We start from the raw sequence: 18,508 nt of genomic DNA, 5'->3' as shown, positions 1-18,508 counted from the left end.
CGCGGCACCGCGTGGGTCGGCACCGGCGGCGCCACCGGCGCGCCGCGGCGGGCCATCAGGAACGCGCGGCGCCGGCTGGAGGGCACGCCGTAGTCCAGCGCGGACAGCACGCCGGACCAGACGCGGTAGCCGTGGGCGTGCAACACCCTGGCGTCGCGGTCGAACCGGGCCAGCACCGCCCGGTTGGGCGTGCACTCCCACGCCGTCCACACCGGCCGCAGCCCGAGCACCCAGCGCAACGGCTGGTTGATCAGGTGCCCGGTCCGGCCCGACTCGCCGGCGCCCGTGCCGGTGATCGACCAGTCCCGGCACGGCGGCGAGGCCACCACGCCCTCAACGGTCCCGGCGAGGCCGCCGAGCGGGAACTCGGCGACGTCGGCCATGACCCGCGGGTGCCCGGCCGCGACCGCGGTCCGGCACGCGGCCTCGTTCAGCTCGATGCCGAGCAGGTGCCCGGTGTAGCCCGCCAGGCGCAGGCCGGTGTCCCAGCCGCCGGGGCCGGCGAACAGATCCAACACGACGGTCACGTCATGCACCACCCGGAGTCGCAGCTTCCGTCTCCGTCGTCGGCCAGCGGGAGCAGCTGCACGCCCTCGTCCACGACGTGGCGCAGCGGCTTGTTGAACCGAGTCAGGTACACGCGGTCCTTGCCCAGCGCTTCCCGGCGCTCGTTGAGCAAGTCCTCCAGCTGGGCGGAGCGCTCGAACAGCTCCGGTTCCTCCGCGCGCATGGCCGCCCACACGGTCGGCCGGTGGAACGGGCAGAAGAAGCACGAGGACTTCGGCGGCACCGGCAGGCCGGCGTCCTGGATGAGCCTGGCGCAGTCGGTACGCCTCATCCCCAGGTCGAGCAGCGGGTAGGAGATCCGCTCGTGCGGTTCGATCCGGCGGGTGTTGGCGCGCTGGATCTCGTCCACGCTGATGCCGATATTCACTGTGGCCGGGTTCGCCTCGCTGGCCCCGTGCTCCTTGAGCCAGCGGCCGACTACGCGGATCTTGAAGTCGGCGGTGCAGCTCCGCGTCCCCGGCGCGCCGTTGGACATGCGCACCGGGATGGGCAGGGACCGCGACTCGGGCCGGGTGAGCCGCTGCCACAGCGTCTCCCGCACCTCGGTGGTGGTGCCGCGGTGCTTGACCATGCGGTCGAGGACGTGGACGGTAATGCCGCGCTCGGCGGCCCACGGCACGGCGATGTTGCGGACGTACTCCAGGGTGGCGGGGTGCTCGCTGTCGTCACCGACGTTGGCGAACAGGGCGGCGTCGATGTCGAGTCGGCCGGTCGCGGCGAGCACGAGCATCGCGGTGGACTGGACACCGCCGCCGTAGGACAGCACGCGAAGCGTGGTCACCGGTCCCCCTTGGGCTGGTAGTCGGTGCAGGCAGGCCAGGACGCGAGCACGTCGGTGGCAGCGCCGTGCGTGGCGCGCGGCCACCCCTGGCCACCGCCGGCGGAGCACTTCGGCCACGTGCGGTCCCCGCCACCGACCCTCACGCGGTGCCGGCAGCTGCCGCACCGCGGGCCGTCGGCGTCCGCCGCGTCCGGGTGCAGCGGGATGGTGTAGCCGAGCGCCACGGTGAGCGGGTGCGCGCCGTGCCGGACGGCGGTGGCGTTCCGGGCGCGGCGGCGGGCGCCCGAGGTGGTCGGCGGGGCCGCCGGCACGGTGGCCGGCAGCTCGCCGAACAGGCTGTTGGTGTCGTCGTTCACGACTCGTCGTCACCTCGTTTCGGTTGGCCGTTGTGCCAGAACTGGTCATTGGCCGGGCACCGGTAGGCGATCAAGGAGTCGCCGGGGTGCGCCCGCTTGGCGAACCCCTTGGCGTCGCTGCGGGACTCGAACGCAGCCTTGCCGCACGGCGGGCAGTGGTGGTGCACCGCCCGCCCCGGCCGGCCCGGGTGGTGTCGCCGACGGGCGCCGTGGTCAGCCATCGCTGCCCCCATCGCACTCGTCGGCGGCCGCGTTGTGCGCGTCCCGGTCCAAGACCGCGTCGACACGCAGACCCCGGATCGTCCCCTGCCACTGGCAGTGGTCGCACGACGCCAGGTAGCCGGCGCTCGGGGTCAGCGTCTCCAGGATCACCTCGGCGTCGCCGGGGCAGTCGGGCCGGCGCTGCTCCGGGCAGCCCTGGTAGTGCCCGGTGCCGTTCGGCTCGCGCCCGCGGTCGCCGCACACGCACGCCACCTCCGGTACCCACTCGACCTCGCCGGGGCCGCGCGTGATGAGCACGGCGCCCGGCAGGTGGACCAGGGTGTAGAGCGCGGCCCACGCGGACTGCGGGACGATGCTCGCCTTCGGGTGCCGCACCGCCCACTCCCGTTCCAGGGGCGCGAGCGGGCCGCGCGCGGCGGCCTGGTCCTCGTCGCGCACGGCCAGCGTGATCACCCGCGAGCCGTTCGAGCGGGTCCGCGTGGCGCGCGTCGTCCACAGCCACCGGCCGTGGTCGAGCCGCCCGCGGAGCTGGGCCACCGCGCCGACGAAGTTGGCCACGGCGAACCGGTCGCCGGTGTCGAACAGCACCACGTGCGCGGGCCCGCTGTCCCGCTCGGTCACCTCGGCCACGTCCACGGTGGACACGGCGTAGCCGCGGCCGGGTTTGATGGACGCGAACCGCTCGACGGTGACGCGGTGCGGCCGGAACTCGACCAGCAGCCCGGCCCGGGTCAGCACCGTCTTCGCGCGCCGGCTCATGTCGGCCGCGTCGTTCTCCAGCTCGGAGGGCCGGAAGGCGGGGAAGAACTCCGTCATCGGACGATCACCGCCGAGGTCTGCTCCGTGGTGACGTGCACCTCGGCCGGGACGTCGATCTCCACCGGCGAGCCGGGCCGGGTGTCCCCGGGCGCGCGGCAGCCGACGAGCAGGGCGACCGCGCACGCGGTGACGACCAGGGCGAGCAGCGCGCGGTGCACGCGCTCGGACCGGGTGAGGTCGTCAACCCACTCGGCGACCGGCAGCGCCATCAGGGCGAGCATCGTGACGAACGTCTTCACGCTGCGACCTCCGTCCGGGCCGGGCGGACGACCATGCGGAGCGTGCCGCCCTCGACGACCACCAGGCCGCGGCTCGCCAGCTCGGCCACCAGCTCGGCCCGGTCGCGGCCGAGGACCCTGACCTGTGTGGGGTGGCAGCGCACCTCGGCCAGCAGCCGGGCCAGCACCGGCGGCAGGTCCGGCCTGATGGGGCGCCCGTCGCGGCGGGCCGCGCCCAGCGCGCCGCCGGTGGAGGTGTTGCACGGCCCGCACGCGGGCCGGATGTTGTCGCGCCGGTAGGTGCCGCCCTCGGCGCCGGGCACGATGCGGTCGCTGGTGACCGTGTCGACGGTCAGCTCGGTGCTGCACCGGTAGCACCGCACCGTGCTGCCGTCGCCGTAGGTGTCGACGAGCCATGCCTTGCGGACGCGCCGCTGTGCGGCGTTGCCGCGCTCGTTGGTGTTGCTGGCCCGGCGCGTGCTCGTGCGCACGGTGGCCAACACCTCGGCCACAGCCGTGACCGCGGTGTGGTGGCACGTCGTCCACCCGTCGAGCAGCAACACCTGCTCCTCCTGCGTGAGAAGCGGCGCGGCCTTCGGCACGAGGTCGAGCACCGCGCGCAGCGCCGCGACTGCGGCCTCGCGGCCCACGAACGCGCCCGAGGTGCTCGGCGCGTCGAGCCGGGCCCGGAGTTCGGTCAACGTCGTCATCGCGCACCCCCGGCGGACTCGATCGCGGCCAGCAGCTCGGCGGCCGGAACCTCGAACTCGACCTCTTCGAGGTCACGCCCCAGCACGTCCTCGACCAACCAGCGCGCGGCGTGGCCGTTCACCGCGAACGACAGCGTTTCGACGCTGACCACGTGCTGACCGGGCAGCACCACGTTGCACCAGGCGCGAAGCCCGCCAGTGCCCCAAGGGCCCACGCCGTCCAGCTCCACAAGCACCGGCACGCCGAACTCCGCAGCGCACCGAACCACCGGGAGCAGCCCGCGGAACGCCGGCGGGCCGTCCTCGGAGTCCTGAACGGTCAGCTCCACACCGGAGCGGGACACCATCATGAGCCGCATCACGGGCAACCGGTCGGCCGCCGCGTAGATGGCGCCGCCCGCGTTCCGGGCGTCCTTCGCGAGCTCGTGCGTCATCGTCCGCTTCGTCACCGGCCACCTCCGGCGGACTCGATGCGGGCCCGAACGCTCTCCGCGCGTTCCTGCGACGACTCGGCCCGCTCGCGGTGCACATCCGCCGCCACCATCAGCGCCCACGAGAACATCAGCCCCGGCTCGACGACCTGCGCCCGCTCCGTGAGCAGCTCCGCCATCGCGGCGTTGACCTCGGCCCGCCGGCTGTACCGGGCGAGCCGCTCCTCGTCGGTGGCCGACGGCATCTCCCGCGACGCGGCCAGCTCGTCGAACAGCACCCGGAACCGCCGCTCGAAACCGGCGGCCTGCTCCATCATGGTGTGCGTGTAGGCGAGCAGGTCGGCGTCCGTCTTCAAGTCGGGGATCATCACCGGGCACCCCCGGCGATCTCCTCGAACGCGGTGACGGCCAGCTCGCACCAGATCGGCGACCAGGCGTCGTTCGGCTCGGCCGCGCCGGTGCTGCGCGCGATCGAGTTCGCGGTGCCGACCGCGCCGGCGACCGCCCACCGCTCAGCGCCGGGCGTGTTGCGCTCGATCGCGCTCCACAGCTGCACGTAGTCGCGCGCCGACGGCGGCGCGGTACCCTGCTCATTGGACATGGGGATGCTCTCCTCGGTGTTCGTCTTCGACCCGTTCCGGTGGCCGCCGGGGCGGGTCGTCTTCTCGAGGGCCGCGCGCATCACGCGGCCCCGGTGGTTTCGGTGGTGTTGGCGGCGAGGTACCGCTCGACGTCGGCGCGCCGGTAGCGCACGTGGTTCTCCACCTTCACGAAGCGCGGGCCCGTGCGGCGGTAGCGCCAGTTCCTCAACGTGCCGACCGGTACGCCGAGGTACTCGCTCACCTGGCCGGGGGTCGCCAGCGCGGGCAGCTCGTGCTGCGCGGCGGTCACGACTGCACCGCCGGTACGACCTCGAACAGGTCCTCGAACTTCGCGTCGGGCAGGGCCGCCAGTACCCCAGCGATGAACCGCTGTCCCGCGTCCTGCGTGCCGCGCTCGATCCGGTGCAACGTCGACCGCTGGATACCGGCGCGCCGGCACAGCTCGGACCGGTAGCGGAGTCGGTGCTCAACGATCTGGCGGTCGATGGCGTTGTCGCGGAGCCGCAAAGCGTAGGTCGCAGGCTGGGTCTTGGTGTTCTTCATGGTCACCCCCTCGCGTTTCACAGGTGCAACTTGTTGTGCGGCATGAACGCTAGACCATGATGCGCAGTGCGTGCAACATGTTGTGTACGTGCAACGCACTAGCCGGATTGGTCCGTACGGCGTGTATCCACCCGAGCGCGCTACGTGGCCCCACATCGGCGGACCGATGTTGCGTGCGTGCAACTAAGGTGACCCTCATGCACAACACGGAGTGGTGGCGGTACGTCGAGGAACGTCTCGCCGCGCGGGACATGACTCCCGCCGACTTCGAACGCGAGTCCGGCATCAGCCGGTCCCGCATCAACCATTGGCGAGACAAGGGGATGCTGCCGACCCCCGACCTAGCCAGGAAGGTCGCCGAGACGTTCCGCGACCCGGTGCTCCGGGCCTACCTGGCTGCGGGCATCCTCGAACCGGAGGATCTTGACCACGTCGTCGAGCTGCCACCCGACCTCGGTGCCATCCCTACCGATGTGCTGATCGCAGAGTTCCGCCGGCGGCTCAAGGACGTCGGTAACACCGTGTCGATTCCCACCGATGAGGAAATTGCGGCCCATCCGGAGCGTTACTCCGAGGGCCGCCTCACGTTGGGCAGTGAAGAACGGGCACGCCGCGGCGCCTCCGGTGGTACTCCAGCCGGGTGACCGCCGGGGGCGTGATGATGCCCCCTGTTCGACTACGGAGCGTCATTAGAACACCTGTGTGGCTACCGGTTGGTAACCCTTGGTTCATTCGCCGTAAATGTGCACGATATCCGGGTGACGACAGGAGACCCGTTCGCGCTACTGGCCCACACGTACGCCGTAGCACTGCTCTTGGGGGGCGTCACTCTCCGTACAGCGGAGTGGGAGCCCGAACGCGTGGTCGTCGACCACGACGAGCACGTGATCATGATCAGCAAGCACCTCACCCGGTGGCGCGACGTCGGGGACGCGATGCTGCTCGGCCTGCGCCTGCTGTGCCAGGGCCGCGCGATCGTCACCGGACCCACCGGCGAGCCGGTGTGGGCCGAGCTCCGCGCCGTCGGCGACGGCCGACCACACCGGCCGCCCGAAGACCGTCCATCCAGTCCGCGTCTGCGCATCGTGCGCGACGCCTGAATACCCAGAGGGGGAAGCGTGGCAGGTACCAAGGCTGCCGTCGACGACCTGTGGTGGTCGTCCAAGCCGGACCCAGAGACCGGCAAGAAGCGCAAGCTCCGGGACCACGGCAAGGGCTCGCGCTGGCGGGTCCGGTGGATCGACCCCTACACCGGCGCCACCCGCACCGAGACGCGCGACCGGAAGCCCGACGCCGAAGCCCTCGCCGCCTCGATCACGGACGCGCTCAACCGGGGCCGCTACGTCGACCCGGGCGCCGGGAAGACCCGGGTGTCGGAGTACGGCGAGACGTGGCTCAAGGGCCTGATGTTGCGGCAGTCGACCATCGACCAGCTCGAACGCAACTGGCGCAACCACGTCGCGCCCGCGCTCGGGCACCTGTCGATCGGCGCGGTGCACCCCGACATGATCCGGTCGTGGGTAGCCGAGGTGCGGGGCAAGGGACTCTCGGCCAGCACGGTCCACAACATCTACGGCGGGGTCGTCGCGCCGCTGTTCACGCAGGCCGTCATCGACCACGTGATCGGCCGCACCCCGTGCGTGGGCATCAAGCTGCCCGAGCTGTCCGACCGTCAGTACGCCATCCCCACGCCGTCCGAGGTGCACGCGCTGACCTCGGCGACGGACGCCCCATATCAGGCCGCGGTGCAGCTGGCGGCCAGCTGCGGCCTGAGGCAGGGCGAGATCTTCGGCTTGGAGCGCTCCGCGATCGACCTCGACCGGCGCGAGGTCCACGTGCGACAGCAGGTGGTGCAGTCCACACACGGGCTGTACCTCGGCCCGCCGAAAACCAAGCTCAGCCGCCGCACCGTCGAACTGCCGGCCATCGCGGCGGAACTGCTCGGCCGTCACATCCGGGAATACCTCCCCGAAGCGATCCCGATCGTCGACCGCACGGACCCGGACAAGGTCGTCGAGCGAAACGCGGTCATGCTGTTCCCGGACGGGCGCGGACAGCTGATGCGCCGCTCGTGGTGGTCAGAGAAATTCTGGGTGCCCGCGATCGTCGCCGCCGGCCTGCCGACCAAGACCTACGGCCTCCATTCGCTGCGCCACTTCTTCGCCACCGTGCTGATCCACGCCGGGGCGCACGTGAAGAACGTGCAATTGGCCTTGGGTCACGCCAAGGCGTCCGTTACGCTCGATACGTACCTGGGCTACTGGCCGGACGAGGATGTGGAGCGGTCCCGCTCCCTGATCGACGCGGCCCTCGGCACCGCCCTGGCACCCTCTACGCCGGATCTGTAGAGAATCTGTAGATGTGGATCATGGTCAGGTGCCCCGCCGCATGTCATCCACGGTGCCCCTGAACCCCCCGACAGTTCCCGCTCAACTGGCCGATCGGCATCCTCAACAACCTCGCCTTCCTGGTGCTGTTCGCGACCTCCGACCTGTACGCGGTCTCCGGCCTCCAGGTCGTCTACATCGCACTCGCGCTGTACGGCTGGTGGGCGTGGCTGCGCGGTGGTGCGGACCACTCCGCGCTGCCGGTGAGCCGCACCACGCGGGCGCAGTGGTGGTCGCTGCTGGCGGCGGGCGTCGCGGGCACGCTGCTGCTGGTGTGGGTGCTCACCTCGTTCACCTCCTCCACGGTGTCGTGGGCGGACTCCGCGACCACGGCGCTCTCGCTGCTGGCGACGTGGGGCCAGACCCGCAAGAAGGTCGAGTGCTGGTGGCTCTGGATCGCCGCGGACGTCATCTACGTCCCGTTGTACGCCTACGAGGACCTGTGGCTGACCGCGATCCTCTACGTCGGCTTCATGGCCCTGTGCGTGCTCGGTCTGCGCAACTGGACGAAGGCGCTGCGCGCGGACGAGGTGGTCGCCGCGTGACCGACTTCGACCACGCACTCGTGCTCGGCAAGTTCTACCCGCCCCACGCCGGGCACCACAACCTCATCCGCACGGCCGCGGCGCGCAGCCGGCGCACCACGGTGACCGTGCTGGCCTCCCGCGCGGAGTCGATCCCGGTGGCCGACCGGGTGGCGTGGCTGCGCGCCGAGCACGCGGGCACGCCCGGACTGGTGGTCCTGGGCGACGTCGACGACCACGAGATGGACTTCGGCAGCGACGCCGTGTGGGAGCTGCACATGGGCGTGGCGCGGGCGGTGCTCGCCCGGCGCGCCATCCTGGACGGCGACCCGTCCTCGGCGGCCGTGGACGCGGTGTTCACCAGCGAGCGCTACGGCGACGAGATGGCCCGGCGGCTGGGCGCGCGGCACGTGCTGGTCGACCTGGACCGCACCGCGTTCCCGGTGTCCGGCACCGCCGTGCGGGCCGACCCCCGGGCGCACTGGGGCCACCTGGCACGGGCGACCCGCGTCGGCCTGTGCGCGCGGGTCGTGGTCCTCGGGGCCGAGAGCACCGGCACCACCACGCTGTCGCGGCAGCTCGCGGAGCACCTCGGCGCGCCCTGGGTGCCCGAGTACGGCCGCGCGCACACCGAGGCCAAGCTCGTCGCCGCCCGCGCGTTCGACCCCGGCGCCGACGTGGGGGGTCTGGTGTGGACGGTCGGCGACTTCCAGGACGTGGCGCGGCGGCAGGGCGAGCTGTCCGACGCCGCGGTGTCCGGGCCGGTCCTGGTGTGCGACAACGACCCGTGGGCCGCGACCGCCTGGGCCCACCGGTACCTGGGCGCGCCGCGCCCGGACGTCGCGCCGGACGCCCCCCGCCCCGCCCTGTACCTGCTGACCGACCACGTGGGCGTGCCGTTCGAGCAGGACGGGTGGCGGGACGGCGAGCACCTGCGCGCGTGGATGACCGGGTTGTTCCGGGAGGGCCTGGCGGCGCGCGGCGTGCCGTGGCGGCTGGTCACGGGACCGCCGGACCAGCGGCTGCGGCAGGCGCTGGAGAGCTGCGAGGAGGCCGTCGCCCGGCACTTCCGGTTCACCGACCCGCTGGGCCAGGCGGTGGCCGGCACCCGGTCCGGCGACCCTCGGCGCGGGTCCGGCGGCACGCGGTCGTCGGCCGGGTAGCCGATCGGCACACCGCGAACGCCCGCTCGTCCTCGCCGCTCCGGGCGGCGCCCGCGACCGCGCCGACCGGAGCGGCCGGCGCGGGACCCGCACCGAACCGTCCGGAACGCGGACGCCGGAACCGGTTCGGGCAGTATGTGCGCCGTGCACGCCAAGGACCTCATCGCCGCACACGGCCACGGCCACGGGCACGGCGGGCCCACCGAACCGGCCTCCCGACGGGTGCGCACGCTGCTGCTGGTCCTGCTGCTGCCGCTGGTGCTGGCCACCGCGGTCGGCGCGGTCCTGCTCCACCCGTTCGGGCGGGACCAGCCCACGGGCGCGGAGGCCGGCATCACCCAGGTGCCCGTGCGCGGCGACGTGACCGCCGTGGCCCGGGGCGGGTGCGGGCCCGACACCGGGCAGCCCGGCGCGACCGGCTGCGTGCTGGTCACCGTGCGGGTGACCGACGGCGCGGCGGCGGGCCGGGACGTGCGGGTCCCGGTGCCCGACCAGCCGGGCACGCCGAGCTTCGCGGTCGGCGACGCGGTGGTGCTGTCCTACGGCGGCGGCGACCCGAACGACAACTCGTCCTACCAGCTGGCCGACTTCCAGCGCGGCGTGCCGCTGCTGCTGCTGGGGCTGCTGTTCGCGGCGGCGGTGCTGCTGCTGGGCCGCTGGCGGGGCCTGGCCGCGCTGGGCGCGCTGGCGCTGAGCCTGGTGGTGCTGGTGGTGTTCGTGCTGCCCGCGATCCTGGCCGGTGAGAGCCCCCTGGCGGTGGCCGTGGTCGGCGCCGGGCTGATCATGTTCGTGGTGCTGTACCTGACGCACGGGGTCTCCGCGCGCACGTCCACGGCGGTGCTGGGGACGCTGGCGAGCCTGGCGCTGATCGGCGTGCTGGGCGCGGCGTTCTCGGCGTTCTCGAAGCTCACCGGGCTCGACCAGGACAGCGCGAACCTGGTGGCGCTGCTCGGCCACGGCATCGACACGCGGGGGCTGCTGCTGGCGGGCACGATCATCGGCGCGCTCGGCGTGCTGGACGACGTGACCGTGACCCAGACCAGCGCGGTGTGGGAGCTGCGGCGGGCCAACCCGGCGCTGGGGTTCGGCGAGCTGTACGCGGCCGGGTCGCGGATCGGCCGGGACCACCTGTCGTCGGTGGTGAACACGCTGGTCATGGCGTACGCGGGCACGGCGCTGCCGTTGCTGCTGGCGTTCTCGCTCTCCGGGCGCACCCTGGGCGAGGTCCTGACCGCGCAGGACGTGGCGCAGGAGGTCGTGCGGACCCTGGTGGGCAGCATCGGCCTGGTCGCGGCGGTGCCGATCACCACCGCGCTGGCCGCGTTCGTGGCCAACCGCGAGCCCGTGCCCGACGCGGCGGCCCCGGAGCCCGGGCCGACCGGGCCGACCGGGCCGGGGACCGAGCGGGAGGACGCGCGGGAGGCCCCGGAGGAACCCACCCCGTACCGCGAGCCGGACCTGCGCCGGCACCGGGTGTCGGGCGACCTGCGCACCGGCTACGACCCGGCCAAGGGCCCCTGGCGGCGGCCCCGGCGCGCGCGGACCGCGCCGGACGACCGGCGGTCGCCGCGTCCGGTGGGTGACGCGGGGGCGCCGCCGCCGGGATAGGTTGTCCGGCGTGGGACGCATCCGGAAGGCCGACGAGACGATCACCAGGGAGGTCGACTCGGGCATCGCGGAACTCGTCCCCGACCCGGACGTCCCCCGGGCGTGGACGCTGCGCCTCAACGGCACGCCCCAGTCCCACGTCGACCTGGACGACCCGACCCACCTGGAGTTCGAGTACGTGCGCCGCCTGGGCCACGTGGCCGACCTGGTGGCCGACCCCGGCGCGCCCGTGCGGGCCCTGCACCTGGGTGGCGGGGCCTTCACCCTGCCGCGCTACATCGCCACCACCCGGCCCCGCTCCAGCCAGCAGGTGGTCGAGATCGACGCGGCGCTGGTGTCCCTGGTCCGCGGCGTGCTCCCGCTGGACCGCAACTGGCGGCTGCGCATCCGCACCGGCGACGCGCGCGCCGTGCTCGTCAAGGCCCCGGAGGCGACGTTCGACCTGGTGGTGACCGACGTGTTCGCGGGCGCCCGCACCCCCGCCCACCTGACCTCGATCGAGTTCGTCAACCAGGCGGCCCGCACCCTGCGCCCCGGCGGCGTCTACGCGGCCAACATCGGCGACGGCGGCGGCCTGGCGTTCGCCAAGTCCCAGGCGGCCACCGTGCGGGCCGTCTTCCGGCACGTCTGCGTGCTGGCCGAGCCCACCGTCTTCCGCGGGCGCCGCTTCGGCAACTTCGTCCTGGTGGCCTCGCACGCGGAACTGCCGGTGGCCGCCCTGACCCGCCGCACCGCGGGCGACCCGTTCCCGGGGCGGGTCGAGCACGACACCTCGCTGACCCGCTTCATCGGCGGGATGCCCCCGACCACCGACCAGAACGCCACCCCGTCGCCGCCGCCCCCGAAGGGGACCTGGGGCCTGCCGGACGACTAGCGGCGGGCCGCTTCAGTCCAGCGTCGAGACGAACCGCGAGATCGCGTCCGGGTTCAGCTTCTGCGCCAGCCGCCCCGAGGGCGCCATCGAGCCCAGCCGGTACAGCGGCCGGTCGGCCGCGGCCAGCCCGCGCGCCTCCGCCCGCAGCTGCGCCACCAGCAGCTCGGAGAACACCAGCCCCGGCGCGTCACCCCGCCCGGCCAGCACGTCGGCCAGCCGCCGCAGCGGCAGGACGCCCTGCTCGCGCCCGCCCGTGCCCGCGTAGAGGGCCAGCGCCAGGTTGATCGCCTTCCCGCCGCCGCGCACGAGCAGCCCGACCGTCCGCGTCCCGCGCATGTCGGTCACCAGCAGGTCCAGCTGGTCGGCGGCGCGCAGGTCCACCGACCGCGTGCCGAAGGCGCGCACCGACAGCACGTGCCCCTCCAGCCACACCCGCCGCCGCGCCTCCGAGACCGCCAGCAGCAGCAGCGGCACGGCGAACACCGCCGCCGCGACCAGCCCGGCCGTCCGCCCGGCGAGCAGGCCCAGCAACCCGCCGAACGCGGCGGCGACGATCAGCGCGCCGATCGCGACCGTCCGGGCGCGCTTGCGCACCGCCTTCGGGTCCAGCAGGTCCAGGGGGATCCGCTCGCTCACCGGCCCAACGCCTCCACGTCCGCACGCGGTGCCGGACGCCCGGCACCGACTCCTCGAACCGCACACCGACCGATCGCCGCCCCGGGGGCGGGCGAGGTGCCCACTACAGCCCTCGGCGAGGCGGGGCCGGCGCGTCCCCGTCACCCAGGTCCACCAGGAACGGGTTGCCGGCGCGCTCGCGACCGATGGTCGTCGTCGGCCCGTGGCCGGGCAGCACCACCGTGTCGTCGGCCATCGTCAGCACCTTCGTGCGCAGCGACGTCAGCATCGCGGCGTGGTCGCCGCCCGGCAGGTCCGTGCGCCCGATGGACCCGGCGAACAGCGTGTCGCCCGCCAGCACGAGCCGCCCGCCCTCCTCGGTGCCGGTGCGGAACATCACCGACCCGCCGGTGTGCCCCGGCGAGTGGTCGACGGTCAGCCGCAACCCGGCCAGGTCCAGCTCCGCGCCGTCGGCCAGCTCGCGCACCTCGCGGGGTTCGCGCAGCTCCAGGTTCCCGCCGAACATGGCCCGCGACCCGGCCCCCATGCCCCGCACCGGGTCCGACAGCATCCAGCGGTCGTCCGGGTGGACCCACGCCGGCACGTCGTTGCCGTCGCACACCGGCGCGACGGAGAAGCAGTGGTCGAAGTGCCCGTGCGTGAGCAGCACCGCCACCGGGGACAGCCGGTGCTCCCGCAGCGCGGCGGCGATCGGCTCGGTCGCGCCCTGCCCCGGGTCGACGATCAGGCACGGCTCGCCGACGTCCGCGGCCAGCAGGTAGCAGTTGGCCTGGAGCGGGCCGGTCGGGAACCCGATCACCAGCACGGGAGCACCTCTCAACGGCAACGGATCGACAACGGATCCCGGCGGACCCCTCAAGCAGCCTATCCGGCATACACCGGCTATATACGAGCCCCCTAGACTGCTCACCGATCGTCGCCGTCGACGGGAAAGCCAGGGAGGTCTGAGGTGCCGACGAACGTACAGCGCCGCGAGCAGGCGAAGCGGAAGCTGGAACGTCAGCTCGCCCGCAGGGTCGAGCGCGCGAAGCGGCGCCGCACGGTCGCCATCATCGCGACCGCCACCGCGGTGGTCCTGGTGGCGGGCGGCGTGTACTTCATCGCTTTCGCCAACGACCCGGACACGCCGACCGACGCCGCCGCCGCGTCGTCCACGAGCGCAGCGCCGGTCGACATCCCGACCGAGGTCCTGCCCCTGCCGACCCGGCCGACGGCGCTCGCGAACCCGGTGAACTGCGAGTACCCGGCGTCCTCGGAGCCGGCCGCCAAGGAGGGCACCAAGGCCCCCGAGGCCGCGGGCATCGCCTCCACCGGCACCGCCGCGGCCACCGTCAAGGCCAACATCGGCGAGCTGAAGCTGACCCTGGACCGCGCCCTCGCGCCGTGCACGGTGAACAGCTTCATCAGCCTCGCCGAGCAGGGCTACTACGACGGCACCACGTGCCACCGCATCGGCACCCAGGGCCTCCAGATGCTCCAGTGCGGCGACCCGACCGGCAGCGGCTCCGGCGGTCCGGGCTACACCTTCGACAACGAGACGTGGCCGGAACTCACCTACGGCCGCGGCTACCTGGCGATGGCGAACGCCGGCACCGACGAGCAGACCAAGAAGGGCACCAACGGCAGCCAGTTCTTCATCGTCTTCGGTGAAGCCCAGCTCCCGCCCGACTACACGGTCTTCGGCAGCCTGGACGAAGAGGGCCTGAAGCTGGTCGACGACGTGGCCCGAGCCGGCCACGACGGCTCCTTCGACCCCTCCCCCGGCGGCGGCAAGCCGAACAAGGAAGTGAAGTTCGAGACCGTCACGGTCGCCTGAGCGAAGACGTACGCAGGGGCCCGACAACCCCCACGGGTTGCCGGGCCCCTGCGCCTTCCCCATTCGTCAGCCCACCGGGGCCGACACACCGCATGGTCGCAAGGGCCACTGACGTTTCGCTGACGCCGCCCGCACGCGCACCGAAGGCAGAACCCACCGATCCCGAACGTTCGACCCGACGATCCCGAACGTAGAACTCACCCGTCCCGAGCGTTCGACACGGTGGTCCCGAACGTTCGACTCGCGCGGTCTGAACGTGCGACTCGCGGCCCCCCGCGATGGCCGTTCCGGGGCCGTCACTCGGCCGTCGGGTACCACGCGGGGGGTGTCTGCCAGGTGGGAGAGGTCGGCCGCTGCCCCTCCGTGGCCAGGTACTCGTGTGCGGCTTGGCGCACCACGTCCAACGCGATTTCGGAGTCGGCCGGATATTCGGTGTCCGAATTCATGTAGTAGTACAGGATTCGTTCATCCCGGTTCGCGCTCGTGTCGAACGCGGCTTTGCTGTACCAACGCCCATCCGGTGAGTCGTAGACGAGCGCACCCCGATCGCTGTTGCCGTGCACGCCGACATCCAGGGTCCTTCGGCGCATGTTCACGTCCACCGGCCGGGCTGGTTTCAGGTGCACGATCACCCGACCGTCCCACGCGGCCACGGCGTCCAGCACGGCGTCCAGTTCAGCCTGGGTTCGGACGGTTACGGCGTCGTCCTGTTCCTCGTCGTACCACGCCTCTAGGTCCACCACGGTCGGGCTCCTCCTGTATAACGGATGCGGGTTCGGACACCGGCGGCGGTTTGTCCGTGCACCGTCAAAGTCGATCCTTCCGGCAGGAGGATCGGCACGAGGGTGTCACATGAATCGTCGCGCCCGCGACACGGCCGGTGATTGATGACCAGTGTGGCGTGTTTGATGCCGTTCGCCACCATGTGCGCCGCCAACTTCTGTTCCACGTCCCCGGAACGCCCGGAACCGCCCGGCATCCCCATCCGGGCCAATTGGTTCTGGACCAACGCGGAATCATGGTCGAACCCACTGCGAACCGCTCGAACAGTGCCGTCGGGCGCGATCCACCGCCCGTGTGTCTTCTGGCCGCTGTTGGGCACCACGGGCGAGGACAACTCGCGCCGCAGCTGTTCAACCCGTTCGGACGGGACCACGGGCGGGTCATCGGGTTCGGCCTGCCGGGCCGAGAACTGCTGCGGCTGTGTCGGTCGTAGCCGCACGGGCCGCTGAGCAGCCGGGTCCAGGTCGGGGGTGCCCTCAGCCGCCAGATGATCCGCACAGTTCTCAGCGGCCTTCACGGCCTCGTTGAGCAGCGGCCACAGGTGGCCCTTGCACGCATCCACCACCCCGGCGAACGCGGACAGCACCTGCGCCCCACCCGCTTCGAGGTGACGCGCGCCTTCCACCGCGCGGGCCACCACGTCACGCGCCTCCTGGGCCAGGTCTTCCGCCTGCTCCAGCGCGGCCAACCCCTGCGCGCCCTTCGCACACGCGGCCCGGACCTGTGCGGCCACCTCCCGGGTCGACGCCACCTGTACCCCTCCTCGCCGCCTCAGCGTGGCACAGGGGCCCAACAACGACCGGCCGCAACCGGCCACCCGCGAGCAAGGACTTTCAGCAGACCCGGAGCCGCCGACGAGTCCGGTGGTGCGACGGGTCGGGGGCGGGCAGTTGGAGACCACGAGCCCACGCCCCTCCCCCGGCGGCCAGCCCAGCGGCGAGCGACAGCCCGTGAACCCGACAAGCCCGAGAAGGAACTACGAGGCCGAGGTCACGCGGTACACGTCGTACACGCCCTCCACCGACCGCACCGCCTTCAACACGTGCCCCAGGTGCTTCGGGTCCCCCATCTCGAACGAGAACCGCGACACCGCCACCCGGTCCCGCGACGTCGTCACCGAAGCCGACAGGATGTTCACCTTCTCGTCGGCCAGCACCTTCGTCACGTCGGACAACAACCGGTGCCGGTCCAGCGCCTCCACCTGGATGGCCACCAGGAACACCGACGACGACGACGGCGCCCACTCCACGTCCAGCAACCGCTCGGGCGTCCTCAGCAACTCGTCCGCGTTGGTGCAGTCCGTCCGGTGGACGGAAACCCCACCCCCGCGCGTGACGAACCCCAGGATGTCGTCCCCGGGCACCGGCGTGCAGCACCGCGCCAGCTTCACCCACACGTCGGCGGCGTCCCGGACGATGACGCCGGCGTCGCCGGTGACCCGCCGCCGGGCCACCGTGGACGGCGTGGACCGCTCCGCCAGCTCGTCCTCGGCGTGGTCGACCCCGCCCAGCTGGGCCACGAGCCGCTGCACCACGTGCCGCGCGGAGGTGTGCCCCTCCCCCACGGCCGCGTACAGCGCGGACACGTCCGGGTAGTGCAGCTCCTTCGACAGCGCGCCCATCGAATCGGCCGACACCAGCCGCTGGAGCGGCAGCCCGACCCGGCGGACCTCCTTCGCGATGGCGTCCTTGCCGACCTCGATGGCCTCTTCCTTGCGCTCCTTCGCGAACCACTGCTTGATCTTGGCCTTGGCCCTGGGCGAGGCGGCGAACGACAGCCAGTCCCGGGACGGCCCGGCGCCCTCCGCCTTCGAGGTGAAGATCTCGACGACCTCGCCGTTCTCCAGCTTGCGCTCCAGCGCGACCAGCCGGCCGTTCACCCGCGCCCCGATGCAGCGGTGCCCCACCTCGGTGTGCACGGCGTAGGCGAAGTCGACGGGCGTGGACCCCGTCGGCAGCGTCACCACGTCGCCCTTGGGGGTGAACACGAAGATCTCGCGCGCCGCCAGGTCGAACCGCAGCGACTCCAGGAACTCGCCGGGGTCGGCGGCCTCGCGCTGCCAGTCCAGCAGCTGGCGCATCCAGGCCATCTCGTCGACCTCGACGCCCTTGCCGCTGTGCGTGCCCCGGGTCTCCTTGTACCGCCAGTGCGCCGCGATGCCGTACTCGGCCGTGCGGTGCATGTCGTAGGTCCGGATCTGCACCTCCAGCGGCTTGCCGTCCGGTCCGATCACGGTCGTGTGCAGCGACTGGTACACGCTGAACCGGGGCTGGGCGATGTAGTCCTTGAACCGGCCGGGCATCGGCTGCCACAGCGCGTGCACCACGCCCATCGCCGCGTAGCAGTCGCGGACCTCGTCCACCTGGATCCGCACGCCCACCAGGTCGTGGATGTCGTCGAAGTCGCGACCGCGCACGATCATCTTCTGGTGGATCGAGTAGTAGTGCTTCGGGCGGCCCTCCACCTTGGCGGTGATCCGCGCGCCCTCCAGCTGCTGCGACAGCTCGTTGATCACGCCGCTGAGGTAGGTGTCGCGGGACGGGGCCCGGTTCGCGACCAGCCGCACGATCTCGTCGTACTTCTTCGGCTGGAGGATGGCGAACGCCAGGTCCTCCAGCTCCCACTTCACCGTGGCCATGCCCAGCCGGTGCGCCAGCGGGGCCAGCACCTCCAGCGTCTCCCGCGCCTTGCGGGCCTGCTTCTCCGGCGGCAGGAAGCGCATGGTGCGCATGTTGTGCAGCCGGTCGGCGAGCTTGATGACCAGCACGCGCGGGTCCTTGGCCATGGCGATGACCATCTTGCGGATGGTCTCGGCCTCGGCCGCCGCGCCCAGCTTGACCTTGTCGAGCTTGGTGACCCCGTCGACCAGCAGCGCCACCTCGTTGCCGAAGTCGACGCGCAGCTGGTCCAGCGAGTAGTCGGTGTCCTCGACCGTGTCGTGGAGCAGGGCGGCGACCAGCGTGGTCGTGTCCATGCCCAGCTCGGCGAGGATCGTCGCCACGGCCAGCGGGTGGGTGATGTAGGGATCGCCGGACTTCCGCCGTTGCGGGCGGTGCTTCTCCTCCGCGACGTCGTAGGCGTGCTGGAGCAGCGCCAGGTCGGCCTTCGGGTGCAGGTCCCGGTGCACCGCGGCCAGCGGTTCGAGCACCTGCTTGACCGGTGCGGCCCGCTGGGCGGTGATCCGACGGGCCAGCCTCGCGCGCACGCGCCTGGTCGCCGAGGGGGGCCGCGCGGGCACCGGCTGCGGCGACGACTGGGCGGATTCGATGTCCTGGCTCAACCACGCTCCTCGGGTCTAGGAACCGAGGATAACTCCGTCGGGCGGGTTGCTCCGTGCGCGAACCGATGAGCGGCGCACTTCACACGACGAACAGCACCCCGGGCTTCGGCCGCACGGGTCGCGCACCGACCTGCGTGAACACGCTCCCACCGCGTTCCCGGACCCGCCGGCCGGCCTTGCCCGAATGG

Annotated in this window: 23 protein-coding genes and 2 pseudogenes; 8 read left to right on the top strand and 17 right to left on the bottom strand. The window is 72.5% G+C overall.

All coding sequences use genetic code 11. The annotated features are described in order from the left end of the window. Positions 1–104: 104 nt before the first annotated feature. The 12 genes and pseudogenes from ACFP3R_RS16330 to ACFP3R_RS16275 form a co-directional block, all read right to left on the bottom strand. Positions 105–518 (bottom strand): annotated as a pseudogene (locus ACFP3R_RS16330) (DNA cytosine methyltransferase); the annotation flags it as partial. Between the two features lie 5 nt (positions 519–523). Then, on the bottom strand, positions 524–1,348 hold the full coding sequence (locus ACFP3R_RS16325) for a phosphoadenosine phosphosulfate reductase (protein ID WP_380637049.1): 825 nt from the start codon (positions 1,346–1,348) through the stop codon (positions 524–526). After that, on the bottom strand, positions 1,345–1,704 hold the full coding sequence (locus ACFP3R_RS16320) for a hypothetical protein (protein WP_380637048.1): 360 nt from the start codon (positions 1,702–1,704) through the stop codon (positions 1,345–1,347). The genes ACFP3R_RS16325 and ACFP3R_RS16320 overlap by 4 nt, the downstream gene beginning before the upstream one ends. Next, positions 1,701–1,925, bottom strand: a complete 225-nt coding sequence (locus ACFP3R_RS16315) for a hypothetical protein (protein WP_380637047.1) — start codon at positions 1,923–1,925, stop codon at positions 1,701–1,703. The genes ACFP3R_RS16320 and ACFP3R_RS16315 overlap by 4 nt, the downstream gene beginning before the upstream one ends. Beyond that, on the bottom strand, positions 1,918–2,742 hold the full coding sequence (locus tag ACFP3R_RS16310; RefSeq protein ID WP_380637046.1) for a hypothetical protein: 825 nt from the start codon (positions 2,740–2,742) through the stop codon (positions 1,918–1,920). The genes ACFP3R_RS16315 and ACFP3R_RS16310 overlap by 8 nt, the downstream gene beginning before the upstream one ends. After that, the gene (locus ACFP3R_RS16305; RefSeq protein ID WP_380637045.1) at positions 2,739–2,984 is read right to left on the bottom strand and encodes a hypothetical protein; all 246 of its coding nucleotides are present in this window, start codon (positions 2,982–2,984) and stop codon (positions 2,739–2,741) included. The genes ACFP3R_RS16310 and ACFP3R_RS16305 overlap by 4 nt, the downstream gene beginning before the upstream one ends. Next, complete coding sequence (locus tag ACFP3R_RS16300; protein WP_380637044.1) at positions 2,981–3,673, bottom strand: HNH endonuclease; 693 nt, start codon at positions 3,671–3,673, stop codon at positions 2,981–2,983. Before ACFP3R_RS16300 ends, ACFP3R_RS16305 begins: the two co-directional genes overlap by 4 nt. Beyond that, positions 3,670–4,122, bottom strand: coding sequence for a hypothetical protein (locus tag ACFP3R_RS16295; RefSeq protein ID WP_380637043.1), 453 nt, complete (start codon positions 4,120–4,122; stop codon positions 3,670–3,672). Before ACFP3R_RS16295 ends, ACFP3R_RS16300 begins: the two co-directional genes overlap by 4 nt. Next, positions 4,119–4,472 carry a hypothetical protein gene (locus tag ACFP3R_RS16290; RefSeq protein WP_380637042.1) on the bottom strand — a complete coding sequence of 118 codons (354 nt, stop codon included), beginning with the start codon at positions 4,470–4,472 and terminating at the stop codon, positions 4,119–4,121. Before ACFP3R_RS16290 ends, ACFP3R_RS16295 begins: the two co-directional genes overlap by 4 nt. Next, positions 4,472–4,705, bottom strand: a complete 234-nt coding sequence (locus tag ACFP3R_RS16285; RefSeq protein ID WP_380637041.1) for a hypothetical protein — start codon at positions 4,703–4,705, stop codon at positions 4,472–4,474. Before ACFP3R_RS16285 ends, ACFP3R_RS16290 begins: the two co-directional genes overlap by 1 nt. Before the next feature lie 80 nt (positions 4,706–4,785). Beyond that, positions 4,786–4,995, bottom strand: coding sequence for a helix-turn-helix domain-containing protein (locus tag ACFP3R_RS16280; protein WP_380637040.1), 210 nt, complete (start codon positions 4,993–4,995; stop codon positions 4,786–4,788). After that, positions 4,992–5,249, bottom strand: coding sequence for a helix-turn-helix domain-containing protein (locus ACFP3R_RS16275; protein WP_380637039.1), 258 nt, complete (start codon positions 5,247–5,249; stop codon positions 4,992–4,994). Before ACFP3R_RS16275 ends, ACFP3R_RS16280 begins: the two co-directional genes overlap by 4 nt. 197 nt (positions 5,250–5,446) lie before the next feature. Here ACFP3R_RS16275 and ACFP3R_RS16270 point away from each other — a divergent pair, with 197 nt between their 5' ends. The 7 genes and pseudogenes from ACFP3R_RS16270 to ACFP3R_RS16240 all read left to right on the top strand — a co-directional run bounded on the left by ACFP3R_RS16270 (position 5,447) and on the right by ACFP3R_RS16240 (position 11,805). After that, positions 5,447–5,893 carry a helix-turn-helix domain-containing protein gene (locus tag ACFP3R_RS16270; RefSeq protein ID WP_380637038.1) on the top strand — a complete coding sequence of 149 codons (447 nt, stop codon included), beginning with the start codon at positions 5,447–5,449 and terminating at the stop codon, positions 5,891–5,893. 216 nt (positions 5,894–6,109) lie between these two features. Beyond that, positions 6,110–6,349: a hypothetical protein gene (locus tag ACFP3R_RS16265; RefSeq protein WP_380637037.1), complete on the top strand. Its 240-nt coding sequence runs from the start codon at positions 6,110–6,112 to the stop codon at positions 6,347–6,349. Between the two features lie 18 nt (positions 6,350–6,367). Next, positions 6,368–7,597 (top strand): tyrosine-type recombinase/integrase, encoded by a 1,230-nt coding sequence (locus ACFP3R_RS16260; protein ID WP_380637036.1) that lies wholly within the window; start codon positions 6,368–6,370, stop codon positions 7,595–7,597. 83 nt (positions 7,598–7,680) lie between these two features. Continuing rightward, a pseudogene (gene pnuC / locus ACFP3R_RS16255) lies at positions 7,681–8,181 on the top strand (nicotinamide riboside transporter PnuC); the annotation flags it as partial. Next, positions 8,178–9,323, top strand: coding sequence for an AAA family ATPase (locus tag ACFP3R_RS16250; RefSeq protein WP_380637035.1), 1,146 nt, complete (start codon positions 8,178–8,180; stop codon positions 9,321–9,323). The pseudogene pnuC and the gene ACFP3R_RS16250, both read left to right, overlap by 4 nt. Positions 9,324–9,458: 135 nt before the next feature. Continuing rightward, positions 9,459–10,931, top strand: coding sequence for a YibE/F family protein (locus ACFP3R_RS16245; RefSeq protein WP_380637034.1), 1,473 nt, complete (start codon positions 9,459–9,461; stop codon positions 10,929–10,931). Between the two features lie 10 nt (positions 10,932–10,941). Beyond that, positions 10,942–11,805, top strand: coding sequence for a spermidine synthase (locus ACFP3R_RS16240; protein WP_380637033.1), 864 nt, complete (start codon positions 10,942–10,944; stop codon positions 11,803–11,805). A 12-nt stretch (positions 11,806–11,817) separates the two neighbouring features. Here the strand turns inward: ACFP3R_RS16240 and ACFP3R_RS16235 are convergent, their stop codons facing one another. Further along, on the bottom strand, positions 11,818–12,441 hold the full coding sequence (locus ACFP3R_RS16235; RefSeq protein ID WP_380637032.1) for a hypothetical protein: 624 nt from the start codon (positions 12,439–12,441) through the stop codon (positions 11,818–11,820). A 103-nt stretch (positions 12,442–12,544) separates the two neighbouring features. Further along, positions 12,545–13,246 carry an MBL fold metallo-hydrolase gene (locus ACFP3R_RS16230; protein ID WP_380637031.1) on the bottom strand — a complete coding sequence of 234 codons (702 nt, stop codon included), beginning with the start codon at positions 13,244–13,246 and terminating at the stop codon, positions 12,545–12,547. 144 nt (positions 13,247–13,390) lie between these two features. Between ACFP3R_RS16230 and ACFP3R_RS16225 the strand changes: the two genes are divergently transcribed. Beyond that, complete coding sequence (locus ACFP3R_RS16225; protein ID WP_380637030.1) at positions 13,391–14,257, top strand: peptidylprolyl isomerase; 867 nt, start codon at positions 13,391–13,393, stop codon at positions 14,255–14,257. A gap of 296 nt (positions 14,258–14,553) precedes the next feature. On the opposite strand, the gene ACFP3R_RS16220 is transcribed toward ACFP3R_RS16225, so the two are convergent. From ACFP3R_RS16220 to ACFP3R_RS16210, 3 genes are all read right to left on the bottom strand, one after another. Then, entirely contained in the window at positions 14,554–15,000 is a 447-nt protein-coding gene (locus ACFP3R_RS16220; RefSeq protein ID WP_380637029.1) for an Imm1 family immunity protein, read from the bottom strand. Continuing rightward, positions 14,988–15,791 (bottom strand): DddA-like double-stranded DNA deaminase toxin, encoded by an 804-nt coding sequence (locus ACFP3R_RS16215; protein WP_380637028.1) that lies wholly within the window; start codon positions 15,789–15,791, stop codon positions 14,988–14,990. The genes ACFP3R_RS16220 and ACFP3R_RS16215 overlap by 13 nt, the downstream gene beginning before the upstream one ends. A gap of 225 nt (positions 15,792–16,016) precedes the next feature. Next, positions 16,017–18,320, bottom strand: coding sequence for a RelA/SpoT family protein (locus ACFP3R_RS16210; protein ID WP_380637027.1), 2,304 nt, complete (start codon positions 18,318–18,320; stop codon positions 16,017–16,019). Positions 18,321–18,508: the final 188 nt, after the last annotated feature.

The organism is Saccharothrix lopnurensis (assembly GCF_042658445.1).
Classification (GTDB): Bacteria; Actinomycetota; Actinomycetes; order Mycobacteriales; family Pseudonocardiaceae; genus Actinosynnema; species Actinosynnema lopnurensis.
This window is presented reverse-complemented; position numbering and strand designations above follow the sequence as displayed.